This window comes from uncultured Chitinophaga sp. (assembly GCF_937898475.1).
Lineage (GTDB): Bacteria > Bacteroidota > Bacteroidia > Chitinophagales > Chitinophagaceae > Chitinophaga.
This window is the reverse complement of the sequence record NZ_CALEJS010000041.1, coordinates 196,937-219,013: the sequence shown is the minus strand read 5'-3', so window position 1 is coordinate 219,013 and position 22,077 is coordinate 196,937. Positions and strand designations below refer to the sequence as shown.

The 22,077-nt window shown below is 48.0% G+C and carries 16 protein-coding genes and 1 CRISPR repeat array (1 of these 17 running past the window's edge); of the genes, 4 read left to right on the top strand and 12 right to left on the bottom strand.

What is annotated here, in order from left to right; all coding sequences use genetic code 11:
- Positions 1-14: 14 nt before the first annotated feature.
- The 10 genes from Q0577_RS25270 to Q0577_RS25225 form a co-directional block, all read right to left on the bottom strand.
- A complete protein-coding gene (locus Q0577_RS25270; RefSeq protein ID WP_298741313.1) occupies positions 15-380 on the bottom strand; it encodes a DoxX family protein in 366 nt (121 codons plus the stop codon).
- A gap of 202 nt (positions 381-582) precedes the next feature.
- The gene (locus Q0577_RS25265; RefSeq protein ID WP_298741311.1) at positions 583-1,572 is read right to left on the bottom strand and encodes a glycoside hydrolase family 43 protein; all 990 of its coding nucleotides are present in this window, start codon (positions 1,570-1,572) and stop codon (positions 583-585) included.
- Positions 1,573-1,715: 143 nt separating this feature from the next.
- Positions 1,716-2,834 carry a cellulase family glycosylhydrolase gene (locus tag Q0577_RS25260; protein ID WP_298741309.1) on the bottom strand — a complete coding sequence of 373 codons (1,119 nt, stop codon included), beginning with the start codon at positions 2,832-2,834 and terminating at the stop codon, positions 1,716-1,718.
- Between the two features lie 132 nt (positions 2,835-2,966).
- Positions 2,967-4,502: a RagB/SusD family nutrient uptake outer membrane protein gene (locus Q0577_RS25255; protein ID WP_298741306.1), complete on the bottom strand. Its 1,536-nt coding sequence runs from the start codon at positions 4,500-4,502 to the stop codon at positions 2,967-2,969.
- A 19-nt stretch (positions 4,503-4,521) separates the two neighbouring features.
- Positions 4,522-7,851, bottom strand: coding sequence for a TonB-dependent receptor (locus Q0577_RS25250; protein WP_298741304.1), 3,330 nt, complete (start codon positions 7,849-7,851; stop codon positions 4,522-4,524).
- Positions 7,852-7,973: 122 nt separating this feature from the next.
- Positions 7,974-9,056 carry a FecR domain-containing protein gene (locus Q0577_RS25245; protein WP_298741302.1) on the bottom strand — a complete coding sequence of 361 codons (1,083 nt, stop codon included), beginning with the start codon at positions 9,054-9,056 and terminating at the stop codon, positions 7,974-7,976.
- Positions 9,057-9,135: 79 nt separating this feature from the next.
- Complete coding sequence (locus tag Q0577_RS25240) at positions 9,136-9,696, bottom strand: RNA polymerase sigma-70 factor (RefSeq protein WP_298741300.1); 561 nt, start codon at positions 9,694-9,696, stop codon at positions 9,136-9,138.
- Positions 9,697-9,738: 42 nt separating this feature from the next.
- Entirely contained in the window at positions 9,739-10,983 is a 1,245-nt protein-coding gene (gene fabF / locus Q0577_RS25235; RefSeq protein WP_298741299.1) for a beta-ketoacyl-ACP synthase II, read from the bottom strand.
- A 79-nt stretch (positions 10,984-11,062) separates the two neighbouring features.
- Complete coding sequence (locus Q0577_RS25230) at positions 11,063-11,614, bottom strand: TetR/AcrR family transcriptional regulator (RefSeq protein WP_298741296.1); 552 nt, start codon at positions 11,612-11,614, stop codon at positions 11,063-11,065.
- A 97-nt stretch (positions 11,615-11,711) separates the two neighbouring features.
- Positions 11,712-12,743, bottom strand: coding sequence for a hypothetical protein (locus tag Q0577_RS25225; RefSeq protein ID WP_298741294.1), 1,032 nt, complete (start codon positions 12,741-12,743; stop codon positions 11,712-11,714).
- A 189-nt stretch (positions 12,744-12,932) separates the two neighbouring features.
- Here Q0577_RS25225 and Q0577_RS25220 point away from each other — a divergent pair, with 189 nt between their 5' ends.
- A complete protein-coding gene (locus tag Q0577_RS25220; RefSeq protein ID WP_298741292.1) occupies positions 12,933-14,261 on the top strand; it encodes a sugar porter family MFS transporter in 1,329 nt (442 codons plus the stop codon).
- Positions 14,262-14,355: 94 nt separating this feature from the next.
- Here Q0577_RS25220 and Q0577_RS25215 read toward each other — a convergent pair whose 3' ends face one another.
- Both Q0577_RS25215 and Q0577_RS25210 read right to left on the bottom strand, forming a co-directional pair.
- Positions 14,356-15,270, bottom strand: coding sequence for an AraC family transcriptional regulator (locus tag Q0577_RS25215; RefSeq protein ID WP_298741289.1), 915 nt, complete (start codon positions 15,268-15,270; stop codon positions 14,356-14,358).
- A gap of 20 nt (positions 15,271-15,290) precedes the next feature.
- On the bottom strand, positions 15,291-16,184 hold the full coding sequence (locus Q0577_RS25210; protein WP_298741287.1) for an NmrA family NAD(P)-binding protein: 894 nt from the start codon (positions 16,182-16,184) through the stop codon (positions 15,291-15,293).
- 428 nt (positions 16,185-16,612) lie between these two features.
- On the opposite strand from Q0577_RS25210, the gene cas9 reads away from it, so the two are divergent.
- Genes cas9 through cas2 form a run of 3 tightly spaced genes read left to right on the top strand, consistent with a single transcriptional unit; the run spans position 16,613 to position 21,232 of the window.
- Positions 16,613-19,990 carry a type II CRISPR RNA-guided endonuclease Cas9 gene (gene cas9 / locus Q0577_RS25205; RefSeq protein WP_298741285.1) on the top strand — a complete coding sequence of 1,126 codons (3,378 nt, stop codon included), beginning with the start codon at positions 16,613-16,615 and terminating at the stop codon, positions 19,988-19,990.
- The gene (gene cas1, locus Q0577_RS25200; protein WP_298741283.1) at positions 19,990-20,889 is read left to right on the top strand and encodes a type II CRISPR-associated endonuclease Cas1; all 900 of its coding nucleotides are present in this window, start codon (positions 19,990-19,992) and stop codon (positions 20,887-20,889) included. The genes cas9 and cas1 overlap by 1 nt, the downstream gene beginning before the upstream one ends.
- A 1-nt stretch (position 20,890) precedes the next feature.
- On the top strand, positions 20,891-21,232 hold the full coding sequence (gene cas2 / locus Q0577_RS25195) for a CRISPR-associated endonuclease Cas2 (protein ID WP_298741281.1): 342 nt from the start codon (positions 20,891-20,893) through the stop codon (positions 21,230-21,232).
- Between the two features lie 134 nt (positions 21,233-21,366).
- Positions 21,367-22,077: a CRISPR direct-repeat array (repeat unit 36 nt; unit sequence AGTGAAGATAGTACGTTTTTTCAATCAATCGACAAC); it runs 5,751 nt beyond the window's last position.

Below are 22,077 nucleotides of genomic sequence, written 5' to 3'. Positions count from 1 at the left end.
GGAACAGCGGCGCGTTAGGCGGCCTGGAGTTTACGCTGATAGGTGATGTAGGAAGCTATCAGCAAGGCCATGATCACCAGCGGCATGATGCGCATACTGAGCGGGTCTCCCGAAGCGGTGTGTGCGATAAAAGCAGATATAAATATTATGGTAAACCCGGCATAGGTCCATTCTTTCACTTTGTTTCCAACGGGGGCGAGTAAAAGTATCGCTCCTATAGTCTTAAAGATAGCCAGTTCCACCCTGAAGTAGTCTGGGTAGCCAAGATGCTGGAACCCGGCGCGTAAGGCATCCTGCGTAAGATATGCATATGCAGAGTATGCCATTATGAGCGCCACTATCGCGGTAGTTGTCCAGTAAGTGATTTTAATTGCCTTCATGATCTTGAATTTGATGAGGCAAAATTATTTATATCACCTGGCATATCACCGCTGCTATCCTGTAGGTAAGTGCTAACCTTTGGGTTAGCAGGGAGGACAGAGCATTGCAATTTGAGAAAAAGAGAATTTTTTGGAAGGAAATTTGGGAGTACTTAACTAGTTGAGCAATAATTAATTAGTGTTATGTAAAGGTTGCTCGCTCCTACCTCACCACCTGCGGCCACCCATCCTTATAAACAATCCTGCTGATACACATCACCCTTGGGCCCTTTTGCTGCGGGCGCATAGCATGATAAGCGATCCATTCATTCCCCTCATCATCCGTAAAGATCGAATTATGCCCTGGCGCCAGCCAGCGGTCATCCTTTTCGAGGATCACGCTGTTGTTGCTGCCATTCACTTCTCCCAGGCGTACAAAGGGACCTGTTGCATGGTCTGCCCTGGCAATCAGTACGGCATAACTGGGATTATCGCCGCAGCAGTTATCTCCTGAATAATAGAGGTAGTATTTACCATCATGCAGGGTTACCCAGGGGCCTTCAATCAGGTGACTGTACTTGCTTTCCTGTTTGGCCCACAATACCGGCTGCGGTTGTGATCCGGGTTTAAAGCTCTTCCAGTCGTCTGCCATCTCCTGTACGCGGATAGGCTGGCCGTCAGAGCCCCAATACAGCATTTTTTTACCTGTTTCAGGATCGACGAACGCCATCGGGTCAATATTCCCGAAACCGGTGCCGCTGCGCAGCGGGGTGCCTTTGTCAACAAAGGGGCCTTCCGGTTTATCGGCAAAAGCTACGGCCAGGCATTTGTTGGTCTGCTGTTCATCTGATTCTGCAGAATAGAACATCACATACTTTTTCATGCTGCTGTCGTACAGCACATGCGGCGCCCAGAAATCCTGTGTAGTAGCGGCCCATGAAGGCTTTTGCGGCAGGGCATCGCCCATGATAGTCCAGTGTTGCAGATCGGGGGAAGACGCCACCTGGATGTTGATCGTTTTACCGTTATACAGGGTTTGCGTAGCGTAAGCATAGTATTTACCATTTGCACGGATGACGGTAGGATCAGGAAAATCCTGATCCAGCACAGGGTTTATAATGCCCGTGTCTGCAGGCGGTTTGCGGGTACCCGGCATATCGGACGATGAACAGCCGTGCATGCTAAACAGTAACAGTAAGGGGAGGAGTTTCATAATCTAATGTTTGAGGTTTGAAGTTCGAGGTTTGAGGTTGGTGGAAGGTTTAAAGTTATTTCGATGTCAGAACAAATGACTTATTCTGAACATGCAAACTTTTAACGAACCTCAAACCTCAAACTTCAAACTTGAAACTTGTGTTATTTTGTCAGGCTTTTGATCAGCGTTGTTTCTTCCTGCCTGTAAGGTGTGCCATCTGTATGAAATATATCATGGAACCACAGTTCCGGTTTAGCCGTGTAGGTTTTCTTCCAGCTGTCCCAGGCGTAGATGGTTTGTGTTTTACCGTCTACCAGTCCCCAGCACCAGGCGCCTACCTTGTATTTTTTCATGATGGGAAGGCTGCCTTCAAAGGTGCTGCCGTTGCCTCTTGCCATGTATTCCGTACAAAGGATGGGACGTTCGTAGCGTTGCAGCCATTTGATACACTTTTCCAGTTCCTGCGGCGCTTCGTAATTGTGGAAGGAAATAATATCTGACTGTTCCAGCTGTACTTTTTCTATCGGCTTCAGTGTGGCATCGGAAGACCAGTTACCAGCCCATACGGCGGAGGTGAGCGGCTGCGATGGATTTACAGACCTGGCCCATTCGAAGGACTTTTGCAGGAGCGGCAGCACATAGTTTACTTTATCCGGCAGTTCCTGTTTGCCGTAGGAGGAAGTGTTAGGGTTATCCGGTTCGTTCCAGACATCCCATCCCAGTATCCTGTTATCATTGGCAAAACGGCCTACTACTGCCTTCACATAGGCTTCCAGGCGCGGATATTGCGCCGGGTCTTTCAGGGCTTTATAGCCCGGGTTCTGCACCCACCCGGAATTATGCACATGCGGTTTGGGCGCGCGTTGTTTACCGGTCTTAGGGAAAGGATCCCAGCAGGAGTCAAACAGCACAAACAGCGGTTTGATATGGTGCCGGGCGGCTATCTGCAGAAAGATATCCATACGTGACAGAAAGCCTTGTGCATCCTGCTGATACAGCAGATCATGCAGGTATACCCTGGCGGTATTCATGCCCAGGTTTTCCGCCCAGCCCAGTTCACGATCAATTGTAGCGGTATCAAATGTGGCGGCCTGCCACATTTCCAGCTGGTTAATAGCTGTGCTGGGCGTGAAATTACAGCCTACCAGCCAGCCTTGCTGTGCGTACCAGTCGCGCGCCTGGTCCTGTGTCCAGATGCCTCGTCCGTTTTGTTGTTGTGCATAAATGTTTCCAAAGCCAAGCAGAATGGTCATTAATAGCGTCAGCAGATGTTTTCGCATATTTGAAGTTTGATGTTTGAAGTTTGAGGTTTAAAGTTTGATGTTTGAGATTTAAAGTTCCGGACAAGTATGCTGTAATGATATACCTGCCCAAAGCTTCTAACCTCAAACGAACCTCAAACTTCAAACGATTTACCAATTCGGATTTTGCTGCAGGTGCGCATTGATGTCCATCTCAGATTGCGGGATGGGCAGCAGGTTGTGTTTGCCGGGTTGAAAATTCTCAAAGTCCGGGTCTCTTTTGGCTACTGCGCTCACCTTTACGGCATCATTCAGGTCGCCCCAGCGAATCAGGTCGTTCCAGCGGGTACCTTCTCCGGCCAGCTCGCAGATGCGTTCATGTTTGAGCTGTTGCAGAAACTGTTCCTTGCCCAGTCCGGGTTTTACTACGGACAGTTTTGCCAGATGCGCGCGTTCTCGTACCTGGTCTACATAGGGATAGGCCGCGGCGGTTTGTCCCAGTTCATTCAGGCACTCTGCATACATCAGCAGTACATCGGCATAACGGATCACACGGAAATTGATGGGAGAGTAGTAGTTGCTGAAATCTCTCCAGTAATCATCCAGGTATTTGTGGAACCACACTTCCCGGTTATCCGGGCCATACCGGTCTTTAAATGTTCTGCCGTACACCAGCGTAAAATCAGGACCTCTTTCATCCAGTGAATCCCAGAGACAGGTAACAGCCAGGCGCGGATCACGTTGGCCATCTATCGTCTTCTCCTGGCTCAGCGTGTCTACCACCCAGCGGCGGCATTGTCCATCGCTCCAGCCCACACCACGCGGACCAAAGAACTGCGAGCGCTGGTTGCCGGATGCAGAGTTAGCCGCATCTACATCTGGACCGCCTATGTTGGCATCAGAGAACTGCACTTCAAACACAGATTCTTTATTGTTCTCGTGCAAATGTGTAAAATTATCCTGGTAGTTTTCCATCAGGCCGTAATATCCTTTTCCTTCGCCTGTTACCAGCCAGTCAAAAGCAGCTTTCGCTTTATCAAACTTACGCTGCTGCATATACAATTTTCCCAGCAAAGCATAGGCGGCGCCTTTGGTGGCCCGGCCAATATCTGCGCCACCATATTGTGCGGGCAGATCGGGAATGGCTTCGGTCAGGTCTTTTTCGATCTGTGCCCAATCCTGTTCCTGTGTAGCGTACTCCGGCAGATCGGTGGGCTCGGAGGGCGTGAGCTGCAAAGGCACGTTGCCCCACAAACTGGTGAGGTTGAAATAATATAAAGCCCTAAGGAATTTCGCTTCACCCAGGTATTGCTTTTTCAGCGTTTCATCCATTTCAATATTGGGAACGTTGGCAATCACCTGGTTGGCGCGGTAAATGCCCTGGTAATGATGCAGCCACACATGCATGCCGCAGTCAAAGTTATAGTTCACCACGAGGAACTTCTGCCAGTTCTGAAGTTCCAGCCAGGGGCTACCGCTATAACCTTCATCTGAGCGGAGATCGAAATTAAAATGGATCCATCGGGCATAGCCGCCTATACGGTAAAAGCTGCCGTAAACGGCATTAACACCGGCTTTGGCGTCCTGGCCTGTTTTCCAGAACTGGTCTACCGCCGGTGTATTCGGATTTTCCACTTCCAGCTTGTCGGTACAAGCTGAAAACAGCAGGCTGATTAAAAGACTTATATGAAGAATTGATCTGTTCATGACTGTTGATTTGAATGGTTCAGAATCCGCACTGGATGCCAAAAGAAATGATCCTGCTGGCCGGGTAGTTTCCGGCGTCGTGCCCCCTTTCCAGCACAGAGGCAGCGGGATCAGGATTGCCTACCACATCGGGATCAAGGCCCGTATATCCCGTAAAGGTGAGCAGGTTTTGACCGCTTACGAATACACGTGCGTGTGCGAATCCCACTTTACCCAGGATGGTATTGGGCAGCGTGTATCCCAGCTCCACGTTGCGCAGCCGTACGTAAGTGCCGCTTTCTATCCAGCGGTCAATATCTCCGCGCGTATTAAACTGTATGCCCAGCTCGTTGCTATACGCAATGCGGGGGAAGTCTGTGTTGGGATCTTCAGCCGTCCATGGTTTAACATCGCGGCGATAGTTGGAGTTGTCATCAAAACGGTCCATCACGCTGCGTACACCGTTGAACAGTTTGTTGCCGAAGTTGCCATACAGCATCATCGAAAAGGTAAAGTCCTTATAAGAAGCGTTGAATGCCAGTCCTGTCTGCAGTTTGGGCCACGGGCTGCCTACATAGGTGCGGTCGTCATTATCTATAATATCATCGCCGTTTACATTTACATAGCGGATATCGCCCGGTTTGGCAAAGGGTTGTACTTTATAATCATCGATCTCTTTCTGGTTCTGGAAGATACCGTTGGATTTCAGCACATACCATTCACCGATGGAGCGTCCTATTTCACTGCGGGTAAGGCCGGTAGAAATATATGTTCTGCCTGCGCCCAGGTTACCCAGCTCGATCACTTCATTCTTTATGGTAGTGAAGTTACCGCTGATGTTATATTTGAAAGCGCCCTTATTATTGCGGTAGGTAACGCTTACTTCTACACCGGAGTTACGCAGTGAGGCCGCATTGGCAAAGGGATTACCACCGTCATTACCCGTAGTACCGGCTATGGGCAGCTGTACCAGGATATCTTTTGTGGTAGCGCGGTAGTATTCTGCTGTTACATCCAGCGAGTTATTGAGGATGGAAGCGTCGAAGCCTACGTTGAAGGTCCGTTTTTCTTCCCATTTAATATCCTGGTTCACGAGTGAAGTTTGGATAGCACCGGTCTGTATGCTCTGCGACTCACCAAATACGGCATAGGGGAAGAGGTTAAGAGACGGTATGCGGGCATAGTTCGGGATAGTAGAGGTATTACCCAGCACACCATAAGAAGCCCTTAATTTCAGATCGCTGACCCAGGGCACTTTGAAGAACGCTTCCCTGCTGATACGCCAGGCGCCTGATACGGACGGGAAATTACCCCAGCGGTTATCTTTACCGAAGCGGGAGTCACCATCCCGGCGGAAGGTGAGGGAGAGCAGGTAGCGCTCTGCATAGTCGTAGTTGAGCCTTCCAAGGTAGGAGAGTGTTACAAATTCCTTACTGTTCCCTTCTACGGTTTGCAGGGTGGTGCCTGCATCCAGCTGATCGAAATAGCGGCCTGCCGGGTATTGCGCGATGTTCTGCTTACCTGCTCCTGTCAGTTCATAATCTACCGTACGGTAGCTGATACCGGCTACACCATTGATGTTGTGCTGGCCAAACTGCTTGTTGAAGTTCAGCGTATGCTCATATAACATGGAGAGGAACTGCGCCCTGTTCTCGTACAGGTTGGAAGGATCTACGGGCTGATTGTAGGTCCAGGAGCCCAGCTTCCGCAGTGATTTGAAATGATCGAAGCTGGTTTCTACGCCCAGGTTGAATTTATAGAATAACCAATCCACCGGGCGCACTTCTGCGTAAGCATTACCCCTGATCCTGAAATTATACTGATCGCTCTGTATCAGGTTATTGATGGCAACCGGGTTGGTGCCGAAGGTATAGGCTTTATCGCTGCCATAGCCATAACCGCCGGGGTTGTTGGCATCGTAGAGCGGTATTACGGGCAGCATCCTTACCATATCGTAGAAGGGATTGCCTTCCATCCTGTCTTCATGCGCATTGGTAATGGAAAGGTTCTCGCCAATGCGGAATATACCGCGGGAGCCTTCTGTATTTACCCGAAGGCTGATACGGTCAAAGGAAGTGCCGATGACGGTACCCGTATTTTTAAAGTAGTTACCGGAAATGAAATAGGATGCATTTTTGCTACCGCCGGAGAAGTCGAGGCCATAATCCTGGTAAGCACCGGTGCGCATTACCGCATCCTGCCAGTCGGTATTGATATCAGGATTGAATTCTGTAGAAACGCTGGCCATAGGCTCTCTGCCGCCATTGATATAGGCGGTTTTGTTCAGCTCAGCAAACTCGAGGTTATTGGTAAGGTCCCACCTTTTCGGTATTTTCTGAATGCCATATTTGGCATTGAAGTTTACGCGCATGGGGCCTTCCTTTCCTTTCTTGGTTGTGATGATCACTACGCCGTTGGCTGCATTGGCGCCGTAGATGGCGGCGGCAGAAGCGTCTTTCAATACCTGTATGCTTTCTACATCGGCAGGGTTGAAATCACGGTTGCCGTAGGAGATAAGACCATCTATCACGAACAGCGGATCATTATTATTCAGTGTACCTACGCCACGGATCTCTATCTTGGATTCCTGTCCGGGGCGGCCGCCGCTTCGTACATTCACGCCCGTAGCCAGGCCCTGGATGGATTCGCCGATGGTGGTGGCGGTAATGCGCTGGGCTTCTTCCGTTCTCACTACTGATACAGCCCCGGTGAGGTCTTTCTTTTTAACGGCCTGGTAGCCGATCACAACGATCTCGTTCAGGGACTTGTCGCTGGGCTGCAGCACGATATTAATGGAGCTGCGGCCGTTCACGGGTACTTCCTGTGTTTCGTAACCAATGTAGCTGCATTCCAGCACGGCGTCGTCGGGTACATTCAGTTCAAATTTTCCGTCCACATCGGTAAGTTTGCCGATAGAGGTACCTTTCACTTTAACGGTAACGCCCACCAGCGGCAGCTGATCTGGCCCGGTAACGCGGCCATTTACTTTCACGTCTGTAGTGATTTCACCGCGGGGGGTGATCACCACCAGGTTGTCGTCCAGCAGCTTATATTCGAGGCTGGCGGGTTTCAGAACCTGTTCCAGTACGGCGAATACATCTGCCTGTTGCACCTGTACGCTGACATTGTTCCTGTCTTTCAGCCGGCGGTCGCTGAAAAGGAAATGATAGGGTGTTTGCGACTCTATCATGGCCAGTACTTTTTTTATACTGGCATCGCTGACATGCAGGGATACTTTTTGCGAGTGCACTTTAGCGGATAATTGAAGACAGGCCGTCAGAATAATGAGGAAAGTAAATTTCATAACAAAGATGGCTCTAAGTAGCGCACGCCTGTCCCGGTAAGCATGCACCAGTTGCTTTTTTTTCATAACTTTAGGAATGTTAGTGAATAATGGGAAACGTTGAGCTCTTACCTTCAGGCGCTTCCTGTAAAACTAATACGCGGGGAATGGTTGCACATTTCCCGTTTTTTATTTTAACTGTTTAGTTGTCAGTAAATTTCCACATGACCATTATCGATTTTGTATTTAAAAGGTTCTGTTAACTGCAGGGCTTTGAGCGCTGTTTCCAGTTTTTCATTCCTGAAAATACCGGTAAAGCGCAGGTTGGCCAGTTCTTTATCTTTGAATGTGATGTCTACGTTATACCAGCGTTCCATCTGCAGGGCCAGGTCTTCAAAGCGTTCGCTCCTGAATATGAGCCGGTCTTCTGTCCAGGCGGTTTCAATCATGGCGCTGTCCTGGTCGGGGAAGTAGGTAGGTTTGCTGATCATCAGCGCCGGTTGCGGATTGCCCGCGATGGTGTCCGGCGGTGTGTTCGGAATCACCAGCTTTTCGTTGGGTTTCAGGCGGATCTTTGCATCCGGCCTGTCTTTCAGTATCACTTCTATGGCGCCCGTCAGCAGGGTGGTTTCGTGCTTCAGGTCATCCGGGTAGGATTTCACATTAAAGGAAGTGCCCAGTACGCGGATATTCATTTTGCTGGTGCTGATCAGGAAGGGTTTACCGGCATCGGGGGCCACTTCAAAAAAGGCTTCCCCGGTGAGGACCACTCTTCTTTCTTTGCTATTGTCAAAATTTTCCGGGTATTTCAGCTCACTGTCGGCATTCAGCCATACTACGCTGCCATCGGACAGCATGATGCGGGAGCGGTCGCCTTTATTATTATGCTTACTGGCCATGGGCGCCGCAGGCTGTGGCGGTTGCCGCCGGAAGTACATGGTGAGGAGATACGCACTGCCCGCCAGCAGCAGGAAGAGGGCTGCCACTTTGAGCCAGGAAAAGGACCGGGGCTCTTTGTATTCCGGGAACGGCACAACAGGCGTTTCGGCATCCGGCCATTGGGCAGGATCGGCCTGTTTGATATTATCCACCAGGCGGGAAAAAGCCTGCTGGGTAATACGGTTGGGATCCGCTTTGTCCTCCCGCTGTTGCCAGAAGGCCATGAGCAGGCGTCTTTGCGCGGCCAGCTCCGGGTCGGCGGCTATCGCGGCCTCCATCACGGCGCGTTCTTCGGCAGTGAGGGAGCCCTGCAGCTCTTTGGATAATAACCAGGAGAATTGGTCCGCGTTCATAATATAAGATGGCTTGTTATGGGGTTAGACACCGAAAAAGGAGGAACTACGTATCGGGGAGGAAAAATTTTTAAACTTTCTAATGAGAAATCCCCTGTAATGTTACCCTTAACTGTTTCACGGCCTTAAAAAGCTGTGTCTCCACGGTCCTGGGGGATAATTGCAGTATCTCCGCCACCTGTTTGCAGGTGAAGCCTTCTTCCTTCACCAGTTTGAAGATACGTTTACGTTCAGGAGGCAGTGCGTCTACCGCCTGCTGGAGTTTGAACAGGAGCTCTTTCCATTCAGTAGCATCCGCCGGGCTGGCGGTATCTACCATATGGATCTCCTGCGTCTGGTCGGTACTGATCACATGATAAGTAGAGAATTTGCGCAGGTAGTTGAGCGACTGGTGACGCACTGCTGTAAAGAGGTAGGTTTCCACATGGGTGATTTCGCCGGTGGCGGCGCGGTTCATCCAGAGTTTCAGGAAAACATCGCCAACGATCTCTTCTGCCGGTTCACGGTTATGCACATAGGCAATACTGAAATTGACAAGGCGGAGGTACAGTTGTTCGAACAGGGCCTGGAATGCCTGCTGGTCGTTATTGGTACAGACCTTCTGCCATAATTCGTACAGGTATGTTTTATCGGTTGGCAAAATAAACGTGGAATTACAGGAACCCCACGAATATAGCAAAAATCAGTTAATATCCCTGAAGACTACAATGCCGTTGTGTCCGCCGAAACCAAAAGTGTTGCTCATCGCCACTTTCACTTTTTTCTCAATCGCCTGTTGCAGTACGATCTGCAGTCCGGCGGGAATAAGCGGGTCCAGTTGTGTGGTGTTGATCGTAGCGGGAACAATCCCGTTGCGGATGGCCAGGATGCAGGCAATCGCCTCTATCGCGCCAGCAGCGCCCAGTAAGTGTCCTGTCATGGATTTGGTAGCGCTGATATGCAGATGTGCGGGCTGCTCGCCAAATAATTTGCTGATCGCTTTTATTTCACTGAGGTCACCTACGGGCGTGGAAGTAGCATGGGCATTGAGATAATCCACCTGTGAGGGATTCAGTCCTGCGTCTTCCAGGGCCAGTTGCATTGCCTTATAAGCGCCCAGTCCTTCGGGGTGTGTTGCGGTCATATGATAGGCATCCGCGGTCATGGCTGCTCCGGCTACTTCGGCATAGATGTGTGCGCCACGGGCTTTGGCATGTTCATATTCTTCGAGTATCAGGGCGCCGGCGCCTTCTCCCATTACAAAGCCGTCCCTTTCCACATCGAAGGGGCGGGAGGCCGCAGCGGGATCATCGTTACGGGTAGACATCGCCTTCATGGCACAGAAACCGCCTACGGAAGCTTCTGTAACGGGCGCTTCAGAGCCGCCGGTAACGATCACTTTTGCCTTACCCAGCCGTATATAGTTCAGCGCGTCCATGATGGCCGTGTTGGAGGTGGAGCAGGCAGAAACGGTGGTATAGTTGATGCCCATCATGCCGTATTTCATGGAGATCATGCCGGAGGCCATATTGGCGATCAGCTTAGGCACGAAATACGGGCTGAAACGGGGATTAAAGTCGCCCTGGGTATATTCCTTCACCTGTTCTTCGAAGGTTTGCATACCGCCTTGTCCGGAGCCCCAGATAACGCCTGCATCAAAAGGATCTATTTTTGACATGTCAAGCCCCGAATCTTTCACGGCTTCCTCTGCCGCGGCGAGTGCGTATTGAGTGAAAGGGTCTGTTTTACGGATATCGGCTTTATCCAGCAACTGTTGCGGATCAAAGCCTTTTAGCTCACCGGCGAACTGTGTTCTGAAGCGGCTGGGATCAAACCTGGTGATGCGTGCCGCGCCGCTTGTTCCTTTTACCAGGTTGTCCCAAAAGGCGGCGGTTGTATTGCCAATCGGTGTTAAAGCGCCTAGTCCGGTGATAACTGCTCTTTTCATGAGATATATTTGTTTTAAGCTGTTAGCTGTTAGCATTTAGCCATTAGCCAGCAGCCAGTGGCTAATAGCTAATGGCTAGTTAAATCAGGTCTTTCGATAGTTGTTTGCTCATCCTTCCAAAGATATTACCACCCAGCACGCGGGAGTACAGCAGGGAAGACATCAGGTTAGACATTACCATCAGGGCCCTGTCGTACGCATCGCCTTCAAAGCTGAAATTTCCGGCTTCCCTTCCTTCTTCCAGGCAGTCTGCCATCCAGTCAAGTATTCCTTTACACATTTCCTGTACTTTTTGTTGCATGGCCGGCGAAAAAGTATCGTAATCCGGGGTTAAAGAACCCACCAGGCAGATGGTGCGCTGTTTGTAGCGCTGCTGAAAGATAGCGATCATTTTTTTCAGCCGGGCATCAGGCGAAAGCTTTTTCCACTGATGTATGCCATCGTTCAACCTTGCGATCTCCTGTTCAATGACGGCAATGCCCAGGTCAGCTTTATTGGGAAAATGGTAATGGACGGCCGCATTTTTAATGTCCAGCGGCGCAGAGATATCCGCGTAACTGAATGCATTAAAGCCTTTTGTACGTATGAGCTGGTCCGCCAGCTCAATAATTTTTTCCCTGGTATTAGACATGTGTTTTAAACATTCGAAGGTACAAAGATACTGACTGATTAGTAAGTAAGCAAATATGAGGAGGGTTTAAGCGTTTGAAAGGTTAAGGGTTTGAATGTCAGGGCTGTTGCAACACCAGGGAGTCCAGGAAAAGCGGGGCATTGGTGAACAGCTGTTCTTTATAAGGACGCTTCAGCTTGTCCAGCAGGCGGGTCATATTAAAACCGGTGGCGTAGGTGTAGTTGGCAGAATGGGTGGTTTCAAACAGCCAGGTGTTTTTCTCCAGCTGGAAATCACTGAACTGTTTATTGGCCGTATAGAAAGTATCGCTCTTTTGCAGGGCTTTGTCGGGCGGTAAGGTATGGAAACTGTTCATCAGCTGGTATTCCACATAGCGGGCGCTGCCTTCCAGCTTCTCATAATATCCTTCGTATTTGCGGATGTCGATCCGGAGTTTCTCCCGGCAGGAGTCCCGTTTTTCCTTTCGTTTATCCTTAAAGAGCTGAAGATAGGTGGCCATGGTGGTGCTGTCTGTACTGCTGATGGCCAGTAGCAGCAAGCCGTTCTCTTCATCTGTAAGGCGTTTAAACCAGCTGTGCCCTTTGTACACACGGTGAAGGCTATCCGCAGTAACAGGATATACATTTCTCAGGTAGTAGTCGAGCATGGGCTCATGTCGGAACTGGAACCCGTGGAAATATTCATGCAGTACCATGGTGGCCCATTCTTCCGTTGAGCCCAGGTCGGTCACCACTTTCTTAGTGGTTTCAGGACTGCTGCAGAACATAAATGGGGCCCTGAAATTAAATGCCGTGGTATCCAGCAGGTCCATCCCGGTGCTCATATGGAAGGGATGGTGGTTAATACGTTCGGGCGTCTTATATATGTTGATCTCCGCGCTGTGGTAGATCTGTACCGGGCGGAACATCGCCATGAAACGCGGAGTAGGATTGGTGATGTAGGAGGCGGAATCGGTGAAATACACCAGCGGCACATCGCCCGCCACGGTGTTGAAGCCGGGCCAGTATTCCTGTCCCAGGGTAGCCTTTAAATGCATGATATAGCTGATTCGGCTGATCATCATTTTTTCTTCCGGCTTCGGCTGAAGCGGGAACACTAAAATCAGCAGGAAAAGGAGGATCAGTTTCATGCGGCGGATTGAAAGTTTGAGCGTTTGAAGGGCTGAGCGTTTGAAAGTGCGCCTGTCGTCCGGCGCGGATGTCAGCCCCTGATGGTTCCGAACTTTTAAGTTATGTAAAAATGATGAAATAATATGTATCTTAAAACGATGAATTCCACTATCCACCCTGGTGAACAACCTTAAACAATTAATCCAAGAATGAACAAACAACTTTTCACGGGCTGCCTGGTAGCTGCATTGGGCGGTCTTTTATTCGGTGCAGATACGGCGGTGATCTCCGGCGCAGAACAATCGATCAAGGAAGTCTTTCAGCTGGAAGGTTTCTGGCACGGGTTCACCAACGCCATCGCACTGATCGGCACAATAGCAGGCGCTATTGCCTGTGGTATCCCGCTGGACAAATACGGCCGTAAAAAAGTGCTGCTGCTGGTAGCCGTGTTTTATATTGTATCTGCTATTGGTTGCGGACTGGCGCATTCGTGGCCCGCTTTCCTCATTTATCGTTTTATTGGCGGTTTGGGTATCGGGGCATCATCCGTAGCCGGACCGATGTATATTTCAGAGATCGCGCCGCCCAGGTTAAGAGGCCGGCTGGTAGCGCTGTTCCAGTTCAATATTGTGCTGGGTATTTTGCTGGCGTATTTCTCTAATTATTATATCAATAATATTGTTGCCACGGATGCCTGGCGCTGGATGCTGGGTGTACAGGCAGTGCCTTCCATTGTGTTCTTTTTCCTGTTGTTCGTTATTCCTGAAAGTCCGCGCTGGCTGATGAAAAGTGGCCGGACAACGGAAGCGCGTAAAGTGCTGGTGGGCCTGGGCAACACAGATGCGGATGCCATTGTAGCGGATATTGCTGACTCATTAAAAGAAGAGCGCAGCGGGCATGCTGAAAAACTTTTCTCCCGCAAGTTTTCCTTTCCCATCATGTGCGCGGTGCTGCTGGCTACTTTCAACCAGTTTTCAGGGATCAATGCGATCATGTATTATGCACCGCGTATATTTTCTATGACGGGCCTGGCAAGAGATACGGCATTGTTCCAGGCAGTGCTTATAGGCGTAACGAATATGGTGTTCACGATCATCGCCATGTTCGTGATCGATAAGTTTGGCAGAAAGACCTTGCTGATAGCGGGCTCTGTCGGGATGGTGGTCTTCCTGGGATTAACGGCCTGGGCATTCCACACCCAAAACTTCGGCGGTTATATGGTGCTGGTATACCTGGTAGGATTTATTGCCAGCTTTGCTTTTTCGCAGGGCGCGGTGATATGGGTATTCCTGTCGGAGATCTTCCCGAACTCCGTACGCGCCAAAGGGCAGGCCCTGGGAAGCTTTACACACTGGTTCTGGGCTGCGGTGATGACCTGGCTGTTCCCGATGGTGGCAGAATTACCTTATGGCGGTACACTGGCGTTTAGTTTCTTTTGTGTGGCGATGATCCTGCACCTGGTGTTTGCGGTGAAGGTGTTGCCAGAAACGAAAGAGAGGAGTTTGGAAGAGCTGGGCAAGGCCGTGGTTAATAATTAAGCATTAATAACTAATAATCCCGGGACAAGGGGCCGGAAAGGCACTTGTGCCGGGATTTTTTTTGTGTTTTAATGAAGTGTTTTAATTGTGCGTTTTAGTTAAAAGATCTTCTGAAATTTAATGGGGAGAGGTTGGTTTTGATTTTAAAAAGTTTATTGAAAGATTGCGGGTGTTCAAAACCGAGTTCGTAAGCGATCTCTCCAACAGAAAGATTTGTAGTGGATAGTTTTTCTTTGGCTTTTTCGATCAGTTTTTCATGAATATGCTGCTGGGTGCTTTGCCCGGTGAGTACCTTTAACAGGCCGCTCAGGTAGCCAGGGGATACATTCAGTGATTCCGCAACAAAATGCACGGTGGGCAGACCTTTACTGGCAAGATCGGGTTGGTTGAAATAATCGGTAAGCAATTTTTCCAGGCGGTCAATCAGCTGGTGGCTGGTGATCTTCCGGGTAATAAACTGTCGCTGATAGAAACGGCTGCAGTAGTTCAGCAAGGTCTCTATTTGTGAAAGGATGATACTTTGACTGAAGTTGTCGATATTGGCGTGGTATTCTTCCTGTATGTTTTGCAGGAGATCGACAATCTTATTTTCCTCTTTCTCTGAAAGGAACAAGGCTTCGTTCACGGAGTAGTCAAAATACTCGTATTGTTTGATGGTGGTGGCAAGCGGTGTGTTCCAGAAAAAATCAGGGTGGATGAGCAATATCCACCCCGTAGGCTTAGATCCTTCATTATTTTTCTGTTCGATGCTGAATACCTGTCCGGGAGCAACAAAGAACACGACGCCTGCGTCAAAGTCGTACTGTTGTTGTCCGTATTTAAACTTCCCGGAAAAATTCCTCTTTAAGGAGATCGAATAATAATCCTGCACCAGGGTTTCCGTTTCGGTGGAATGTTCCAGGTCTTCCACCCGGATCACACTCACCAAAGGATGTTCCGGTTGCGGCAGCCCGCGGAACTCATGAAACTGGCTGATGGTTTTTATTCTGTATGGCTTAACACCGGACATGTACTGCTGTTTTTGTTAAGTTATGATTTTTCTTCCTGGTTAAAAACTTTGGCAAAGGTAGTGGCAAAATCTTCCAGCGATACTTTTCCCGAAATATGCTCCGGTACTGCTGTGCCTTCAAGCATGATGCCTGAGTGGATGGCAAGTCCGAGTTCAACCAGGTTTTCTGCAGCATTAAGCGGCATACCCCTTGCTACCAGCGATTGTAATACCTGTTCTTTGGGTAAGACAAGCCACTTAAGCTCAGGCAGGTTGATTGCTTTTCCCAGGACTGCAGCCACCTCGTTACAGGTGCGGTAATCGCTGAAAACATAACGGACCTTTTTAGTGCTTTTTACATCGGTGATTTCTTCTGCAACCGCTGCAGCGATGTCTGTTGGCGATACTAATGCCAGTTTGTCTTCACCGCCATATACATTACCAATGAAGCCGGCAGTTTTGATCATGCCGACCAGGTTGAATAAGTTGTAATAAAAATAGCCCGGCCTGACGTGGGTAAGATGGATATTCGCAATACTGTTCAGCAATTGTTCCGTTTTGTAGGAGCCGGATATAAACCCTGTGCCTGAAGGCAGATGAGCGCCGTAGCTGCTCAGGTAAATTACCCTTTTGATGCCCGATTGTGCAATGGCTTCGGCATAGCAGCTGCCTATGTGCTGATAATAACTGATCTGGTCTGCCACACTGAAACGCGGTGGATTCATACAGTAAACGGCGTCTGCCCCTGTAAAAGTTTTGCTTAGAAATGCGGTATCTTCTACTGAACCAATTGCGGCCTGTGCGCCCAGGTCCCGGATGGCTTGCTGCTTTTCGGGGCTGCTGCTGATGACGGTTACGGAGTGGCCTTGTTTAACCAGGGTTTGTGTAAGTGGTTTACTGATGTTCCCTAATGATCCTGTTACGATAATTTTCATGTTGCTGAGATTATAATGCAAAGGTCAGGGTTAGGGGGAAGCCGGTTGTATCCAAATCTAAGGTTGTTGTAGCCAAAAATGGGGGAGGGGGGAATAAAAAAGCCCCACCGAAGCGAGGCTGAAGGATTTTGATCCTAAGGCATATAGCCTTATTGTCGAAAGATTGAAAAAACGATTAATTTCTTTGTTGAGGCAAACTTACTTAAAGCGAATATATTAAAATTACGGGAAAACGGAATTTTTAATCAAAAAAAAATTTTTACTTTGTAGATAAACAAAACAACATGTTGACACCCAATGACCAAATCACCTATGGGGACAGGGAATGCTCTGGCTGAAAAATGCCACAACCATCCAGTAATATACCTATAAGTACACAGGGGTAAATATCGCCCATTCAATTTATCAACCACAACAATTATCCCGCTATGACGAAAGTTCTAGGTTTAGATCTCGGCACTAACTCTATTGGCTGGAGCGTTATCAGCTTCCAGGCAGCAACCCAAACCGGTAGCATACAGGCCGCCGGCGTTCGTATTTTCCAGGAAGGGGTAGACAACCTCGGAGACGGTGAGCGTGAAATGTCAAGGAATGCCTCCCGCAATCAGAACCGGGGCATCCGGAGGCAGCACTTCAGGCGAAAGCTCCGTAAGCGTCAGCTGATGAAACTATTGCGGAAAAATGAAATGTGCCCGCTGAATGAAGATGACCTCAGTGCATGGTTCAGGCTAAATCCCTACGTCTTGCGCGCGCAGGCTATAAAGGGAAGGATCTCCCTGGTGGAACTGGGAAGAATATGTTATCATTTTGTGCAGCGAAGAGGTTTTCAAAGCAATAGCCGTAGTATAGATGTTAAAGAATCCAAAACGCTATTTGAAGGCGGGGAGGGTAAAATTGGCATAAAAGAGACACAGGATCACCTCAATGGATCAACTTTAGGCGATTACCTCTATTCCATATTTCCAAAAGAGCGGGAGCCGTTTCAAGGAGGCCTTCCCAGGATACGTAACCGGTACACTACCCGGAAAATGTATATAGATGAGTTTGAGGCAATCTGGCAGGTACAAACGGATTACCACCCGGAGCTTACCTATGAATTAAAAATGCAGCTGGGCGGCAGGAAGAAAGACGGGCACATTACGGACGGTATACTGTTTTACCAGCGTCCTTTACGATCACAAAGGCATTTAATTGGAAACTGCACGTTTGAACCTTCGAAGAGCCGGTGCCCCATCAGCCATCCATTGAATGAGATCAGGAGAATATGGGAATGGGTGAATACCGTGGAGTATAATGGCGTTGCGCTAACAGGAGAAGAAAGGAATTTGATAGTTAGCTGGTTACAGACAAAGGATAAGGTTGATTTCAAAGCTGTTCGGAAGCTGGTTAAGAAGGAAGGGGCAGGGTTTAAGTTTAACTACCAGGATGACGATAAGGTAGTAGGTTGCCCCACCATCAGTAAGCTTTGTTCTAAGAATGGGTTTGGTGCTGGTTGGTTCGCCTTTGACGAAAAGCAACAGAACGATATCTGGCATGCATTGCACTTTTTTGAGGATAGGGATAAGTTAAAGCAGTGCGTCATTGACAAATGGCAGCTAAGCGAAAAGAATGCAGAATATATCTCTAATATCTTTCTGAAGCAGGGATATGCATCGCTGAGCATGAAGGCCATCCGTAATATACTGCCCTTCCTGGAAATGGGGTATACTTACGATATAGCGGTGGTACTGGGGGGTATAAAGAATGCGTTTGGCGATACCTGGCAAAAGTTGACCGCTGAGCAGCAACAGTTTATTTTTGATAATGTGCCGGAAATGATCCGTAGTGGCCTGAAGGGAGGATTTATCAGTCATCTGAAACAGATGCTGCAGGAGCAGTTCGGGCTGTCAGACAAACAGCTGAATAAGTTATATCATCATAGTACGATTATCCGGCAGAAGGAGCTGTTGTCCCGGCTTCCCACCGGTGTGGAAGCGGATAGAACGCTGCAACAGATAAGAAACCCTGTAGTGACCAGTGCATTGTTTGAGCTGAGGCGGCTTGTGAATGAGCTGTTGGATAAGTACGGATCCTTTGATGAGATTAAGCTTGAAATGGCGAGGGACCTGAAAATTACAAAAATGCAGCGGCAGCAGATACGGTTTGAGCAAAAGCGCCTGGAGGCCCAATACGACCGTATAAAGGAGGAGCTGGATAAGCTGGGGCAACGGCATACGCATGAAAATATCCTGAAATACAGGCTTTGGGAGGAATGTCAGCGTACTTGCCCATATACAGGCCGGTCAATCTCCCCTTCGCAGCTGTTTTCTTTAGACAACCAGGTGCAGATAGAGCATATTATTCCATATAGCCGCTCACTGGACGACAGCTACCTGAATAAAACCCTTTGTTTTACGGAGGAGAATGGCAGAAAGGGCGAAAAAACGCCTTATGAATACTATTGTCTTGAAATGGGAGAAACAAAATGGGAGGAGATAAAGGATAGAGCTTTAAAGTTGTTTTATGACACAAAGGAGTTCCCGAAAAGATACCAGAAATTCAAACGGTTTGTGACGAAAGACATTGCAGAATTGAACGATTTTATTGCACGCCAGCTGAATGATACACGTTACATCAGCAGGGAAGCCAAATCATACCTGGAACAGATTTGCAGTACTATCATCGTATCGCCAGGTGCTGCTACAGCTGCCTTGCGGCACCATTGGGGCCTGGATAGATTATTGAATCTGGAAGAAAACGAAAAAACACGGGACGACCACCGCCATCATGCCGTAGATGCAATAACCCTGGCCGCCACCACACGTAGTCATTTATATAAACTGGCTAATTGGAACAGGTATGAAAAAAAGCGTTGGCAGGATGCTGCGGATAGAATAGGGTTACCATGGACATCTTTCCGGCTGGATGCAAAAACGGCGATTGATAATATATTGATATCGTATAACAATCGACAAAGGGTACTGGTCAGCAGAACATATAAGGTGGAAAAACAGGGAAAGGTTTTCAGGAATAAAGGTGTAGCGGCAAGAGGGCCCTTGCATAAGGAAAGTGTTTATGGCAAACCTAAGAGCTATGGTGCATCAGGTACGACTTATCATATCAGAAAGCCATTGGAGAATATTAAGGAAAGTCAGCATGTAGAGAAAATTGTTGATCCAGTTGTAAAAAGACTCATTTATGACCGGTTGGTATCAATGGGAGTGGATATTACTGCGAAAAAGTATAAAGTACCCCCCGGTGCATTTTTTGATCCTGAGGGACGGCCTGTAATTTATTTGCCAAATGAACGCGGCGAAAGAGTACCGGTGCGGAAAGTGAGGATCAATGAGGAAATTAATAATGCGGTAATGCTCAAGCCGAGTATGAAACTGAATCAATACGTGAATCCAAGGAATAATTACGCATTAGTGGTATATGAAAAGAATGATGGCGAGCTTGAACGACAAGTAATTTCCTTTTGGCAGGCGGTTGAGCGTAGGCGTGAGACAAGAAAGATTATTGAGTTACCAGAGAATGCCAAACAAATCATTTCTATTTTCAGGGAGAATGATATGTTTTTACTTGGCTTGGAACCGTCAGAGATACCTCAGGCCAGATTGCAGGACCACCTTTATAAAGTACAAAAAATAGCAGGAGCGGATTATTTTTTTGAGATATGTTTCAGAAAGCACACTGATGCCAGAAAGGACCAGGAAGCAAAGGAGGATTACAAGTATATTAAAAACTTTGGAAAAGGAATTACCGGATGGCAAACCCATAAGCCGATTAAAGTTCGTATAACCACCGCTGGCGAAATCATTCTTTAATGATCAAGAATATATTATCCTTTTCAAACCCTTTTCATTTAAGTGTGAGATGGCAACAATTAGTCATTACGCCTAAAGAAGAAGGTGGGAAGGAAATAATACGATCAATTGAAGATATTGGCTATGTGTTCCTGGATCATCCCCAGATCACTTATACGCATGCAGTGCTACAATTACTAGCCGAAAACAATGTGGCTATCGTGATATGTGATGCCAGGCATCATCCCAGTAGTATGATGATGCACCTGGATACACACCATATACAGGCTGAAAGATTCAGGGCGCAGATTGCTGCCAGCGAGCCGCTCAGAAAGCAGTTATGGCAACAGACGGTAAAGGTAAAGATCAGGAACCAGGCTGCAGTATTGGCAAAGGCTGGGGCCGCGACAGCAGCGGCAGCACTTAACAACCTGGCAAATAAAGTTTTGAGTGGAGACATTACCAACTGTGAGGCGCAGGCAGCCCGGATCTACTGGAAGGCCTTGTTTGGAACTGATTTTGAACGATTCAGGGAAGGTTTGCCTCCCAACCCCTCTCTTAATTACAGCTACGCTATAGTAAGGGCGGCGGTTGCCCGGGCATTAGTTGGAAGTGGATTATTAGCGACATTGGGCATACATCATCGTAATAAGTACAATGCATTTGCACTGGCTGATGATATTATGGAGCCCTACAGACCCTTTACAGACTGGCTGGTATTTAAACAGGTGAGCAGCATACCGGATTATCATGTATTAACACCGGAACGAAAGGCGGAATACCTTGACCTGTTGAACTGTGATTGTATTATAAAAGGGCAGACCTCTCCAATGCAAATAGCAATGGAAATAACGGCTGCTTCATTGGCCAAATGTTTTGAAGGCGCCTTGCGTAAGATAGAGTATCCAACCCTGCCTTAATATGCTTGCCAGTGACCGGTTAAATGCCTATCGCATTATGTGGCTTTTTGTTTTCTTTGATCTTCCTGTGGAAACCAAGAAGGAGCGGAAAGCTGCGACGGGTTTCAGAAAGAATCTGATGAAGGACGGCTTTAATATGATGCAGTACAGTGTCTATGTACGACACTGTGCCAGCGATGAGAGCGCCCAGGTGCATATCAGGCGGATTAAGACATTTGTTCCTGAGAAAGGGCAGGTGAGTATATTGAAAGTAACAGATAAGCAGTATGGTGATATTATGAATTTTTGGGGAGCAAAGGAAAAATCGCTCCCTTCGGGGCCGAAGCAGTTGGAGATGTTTTAGGCGGTGGGGTAGGGCTCAGCTGGTTAGGACAGAAAAAAGGGAAGAGGATTGCTCAAACATGGGCTTTTTTCTTCCCTTTTTTTAGTGAAAAACCCCGCCTAATAACCTGTAAATAAGTGTTTTAGGCAGGGAATAGTGAAGATAGTACGTTTTTTCAATCAATCGACAACAAAGGGTAAAAAGGATTGAAGATCGTTTTAGTGAAGATAGTACGTTTTTTCAATCAATCGACAACATTATATCCACCAACTTTAGTTACGAAGTGAGTGAAGATAGTACGTTTTTTCAATCAATCGACAACCAATATCAACTGCTGCAGCGCATTGCTAGAGTGAAGATAGTACGTTTTTTCAATCAATCGACAACCGCGAGACATGAATATTTCCGTCAGCTTAGAGTGAAGATAGTACGTTTTTTCAATCAATCGACAACGGCGAAACGCCCAGCTAGAATATCCGGTATAGTGAAGATAGTACGTTTTTTCAATCAATCGACAACGTATGTGCCTATGGATATATCCATAGGGGAAGTGAAGATAGTACGTTTTTTCAATCAATCGACAACGAAGGCGGCACCATTCCAGATCCGGGAGGTAGTGAAGATAGTACGTTTTTTCAATCAATCGACAACGAAGTACTGGAATATAATCCCACAAACGAAGTGAAGATAGTACGTTTTTTCAATCAATCGACAACTCCGATTATCATACCCAGCTTATCGTCTTAGTGAAGATAGTACGTTTTTTCAATCAATCGACAACCTCCGTCTCATCCTTCTGTCTCAGGGTCTCAGTGAAGATAGTACGTTTTTTCAATCAATCGACAACATGATCCAGTAATCGCCTT

Coding starts and splice junctions, on each gene's coding strand:
- Q0577_RS25260 (WP_298741309.1), bottom strand. CDS start 2,834: ATGCGAAAACATCTGCTGACGCTATTAATGACCATTCTGCTTGGCTTT.
- Q0577_RS25210 (WP_298741287.1), bottom strand. CDS start 16,184: ATGAAAATTATCGTAACAGGATCATTAGGGAACATCAGTAAACCACTT.
- cas9 (WP_298741285.1), top strand. CDS start 16,613: ATGACGAAAGTTCTAGGTTTAGATCTCGGCACTAACTCTATTGGCTGG.
- Q0577_RS25265 (WP_298741311.1), bottom strand. CDS start 1,572: ATGAAACTCCTCCCCTTACTGTTACTGTTTAGCATGCACGGCTGTTCA.
- cas2 (WP_298741281.1), top strand. CDS start 20,891: ATGCTTGCCAGTGACCGGTTAAATGCCTATCGCATTATGTGGCTTTTT.
- Q0577_RS25255 (WP_298741306.1), bottom strand. CDS start 4,502: ATGAACAGATCAATTCTTCATATAAGTCTTTTAATCAGCCTGCTGTTT.
- Q0577_RS25225 (WP_298741294.1), bottom strand. CDS start 12,743: ATGAAACTGATCCTCCTTTTCCTGCTGATTTTAGTGTTCCCGCTTCAG.
- Q0577_RS25250 (WP_298741304.1), bottom strand. CDS start 7,851: ATGAAAAAAAAGCAACTGGTGCATGCTTACCGGGACAGGCGTGCGCTA.
- Q0577_RS25230 (WP_298741296.1), bottom strand. CDS start 11,614: ATGTCTAATACCAGGGAAAAAATTATTGAGCTGGCGGACCAGCTCATA.
- fabF (WP_298741299.1), bottom strand. CDS start 10,983: ATGAAAAGAGCAGTTATCACCGGACTAGGCGCTTTAACACCGATTGGC.
- Q0577_RS25245 (WP_298741302.1), bottom strand. CDS start 9,056: ATGAACGCGGACCAATTCTCCTGGTTATTATCCAAAGAGCTGCAGGGC.
- Q0577_RS25220 (WP_298741292.1), top strand. CDS start 12,933: ATGAACAAACAACTTTTCACGGGCTGCCTGGTAGCTGCATTGGGCGGT.
- Q0577_RS25215 (WP_298741289.1), bottom strand. CDS start 15,270: ATGTCCGGTGTTAAGCCATACAGAATAAAAACCATCAGCCAGTTTCAT.
- cas1 (WP_298741283.1), top strand. CDS start 19,990: ATGATCAAGAATATATTATCCTTTTCAAACCCTTTTCATTTAAGTGTG.
- Q0577_RS25270 (WP_298741313.1), bottom strand. CDS start 380: ATGAAGGCAATTAAAATCACTTACTGGACAACTACCGCGATAGTGGCG.